This window comes from uncultured Sutterella sp. (genome assembly GCF_937923675.1).
In the GTDB taxonomy this organism is placed as follows: Bacteria; Pseudomonadota; Gammaproteobacteria; order Burkholderiales; family Burkholderiaceae_F; genus Sutterella.
On sequence record NZ_CALDXB010000076.1, the window covers coordinates 1 to 2,252 of the forward strand.

Annotated in this window: 1 protein-coding gene; it reads right to left on the minus strand. The window is 53.7% G+C overall.

Annotated elements, in window-relative coordinates:
• Positions 1-64: 64 nt before the first annotated feature.
• On the minus strand, positions 65-2,074 hold the full coding sequence (locus tag Q0106_RS08300) for a transposase (RefSeq protein ID WP_297611452.1): 2,010 nt from the start codon (positions 2,072-2,074) through the stop codon (positions 65-67).
• Positions 2,075-2,252 lie beyond the last annotated feature (178 nt).

Here is a 2,252-nt window from a genome sequence, read left to right on the forward strand (position 1 = left end):
CGTGAATTCCCAGAAATCCGGTAACACCACCCCCTGAAGCTGCATGGCGACAAGGGGAATATTTTCACTGAGGCTTACCGGATTTCTTCTCCCGGGCTTCGAGTTTCTCTCGCTCCAGCGTTGATTTGTTCTTGCTGCCTTTGGGGCGTCCACGGCCTCTCTTGGGAGGAGCTGCCAGCAGCGCTTCCCTTTCGAGAGTCTTCTTATTTTTGCTGCCTTTGGGCCTTCCTGGCTTGCGTTTTAAGGGCGCCGGCATGGCCGCCTGCATAGCTTCCCGTTCAAGCGTCTTCTTATTTTTACTACCCTTAGGTCGTCCGGGCTTCCGCTTCGGCATCGCTGCCTCTTCCGGAGCGTTGTTCTTTGCGGGCCTTCCGGGTTTGCGTTTAGGTGCAGGCGTTTCAAACGGCGGCATCGTGCGCGTCTGGCTGTGAATCGGACTCCTGCGGCTGTTCACTTCCTGCGCGAAGAAGTCGAGATGCTCGTCGCTCAAGCCGAATTCGGCATAAAGCAGTGCCATGCGCTTTGAGTAGTCGTGCACGGCGCAGTACTCATCATTCGGCATCAGCGTCAGAACGGTACGATCCGCTTCCCGCAGGGACTTGTTGGTGTCGAGCTCCAGCCTGCGGCAGGCGAGTTCGATTTCCGTACGGAGGATGGCCGCAATGAAGCAGACGGCAAGTTTTGCCTCAATGCGCTGGTCGTCATGTACGCGCGTTACGTCGGCTCCCAGCTGAGATTTCAGCGCGCTGAACTGCTTTTCGGAGATGTCGCGGTAGTCATAGATCTCACTGATCTTCTCTGCGGGCAGATCTTCCGAAGAGGCGATGGCATTAAAGCCATGGCGGTCAATGGATTCCTGAAGCCGTTCAGCGCAGAGCTCTACAGCGGGGGCATCCTCGGTTCCCGTCAGCTTCAGATAGGGCTTCATGTCGGAAGTAATTTTGAGCTTGCTGAGCTTCTTCCCGCCAAGGATCTGAGCCTTGATTTCCTGCCGGCTCTTCAGCACCCGGGCAATGTCGTCCACGGACTTTCTGCATCCTCGAATACCGTCGAAGAATAAGCCGACGCAGGCTTCCTCAGTGCCGCTGGCGAATACGCGGGTCCTTTCCTCAACGCCGAAAATGCCCTTGTCGTTTATGACGTGAGCGACCTTCCAGCGGATCGTTTCCGCGTATTTCTCCAGCATGGTCTTGTAGGCCAGCGCGGAAGACTTCAGCATGACGACGTAGCGGTATCCGAGCTCCCGGATAAGTCGCATAACGCCTTCATCAGCGAAGCCTCGATCGAGAATGACGCCATCAACTTCGATGCCGGCAGCGGCAAGAAAGCGGATCATCTTCTCAAAAGCCCTGGCATCGACTTTGCCGCCGTTATTGAGAAACCAGGTGACAGGGCGCCCATCCTCCGAGCTGACAGCCCACATGTAGCTGTAGATGTTTACTGCCTTATGCGACTTGGAGTTGCCGGGTTCGGCAATGCGGCTTTCCGAGACCGTGCAGTCGTTGTTGGAGCCGTCGATGCAGAGCCAGACTTTGGTGCCTCCCTGCGCTGCGAAGCGTTTGAGCCAGTCCATCCGAAACTGGTGAATGACGTCTGGACTCAATTGATTTTCAAAGAAATCCGAATACCAGCTGTCGCTTCGAAGCGAGTCGGAAAAAAGCAGCTGCTGAGCCATCTCGTCCTTCATCAGATCAGTTGAATCTGCCCGATGCCGGATGCTGAACATGGCGTAATCCAGGACGGCATTGGCATTGAGCGGACCAAAGTCTTTCTGAAGCATTGGGTAGAGTCCGGTCTTCCAACCCGCGCTGAGTGTCAGGCCATACAGCCCGACATGAAGCTCATGAGGCTGAAGCCTGGATTCCCCGTAGTACTGGGCCCAGAGTTTGGGGTAGAGAAACTTGAAGTTCTCATTCGGGTGCATGGTGACCTTGGATGTCGCCCACCCGATAGTGATGTGCTGGCGCTTGTTTCGTTCGTCCCGATGAATGGTGAAAACACGACCGTCGGAAGCATTCAGATATGCAAAGTCGGGGATCGGGATTTCCTGTTGGTTTCTAAAAACTCTGCCCATAAATCACCGGGAATCAGTGTTATCGAAGATAACATAATTGTACAATATCTTTTGGTAGTTTTTCAAGAGAAAAATAAAGGCAACTAACCTTTTAATTTCAGTTAGTTGCCTTACATCAAAACTAAGCCGGGATATGAATTTCTTTCAGACCCTGTTAACGGATTTCTGGGAATTCACG

Coding starts and splice junctions, on each gene's coding strand:
- Q0106_RS08300 (WP_297611452.1), bottom strand. CDS start 2,074: ATGGGCAGAGTTTTTAGAAACCAACAGGAAATCCCGATCCCCGACTTT.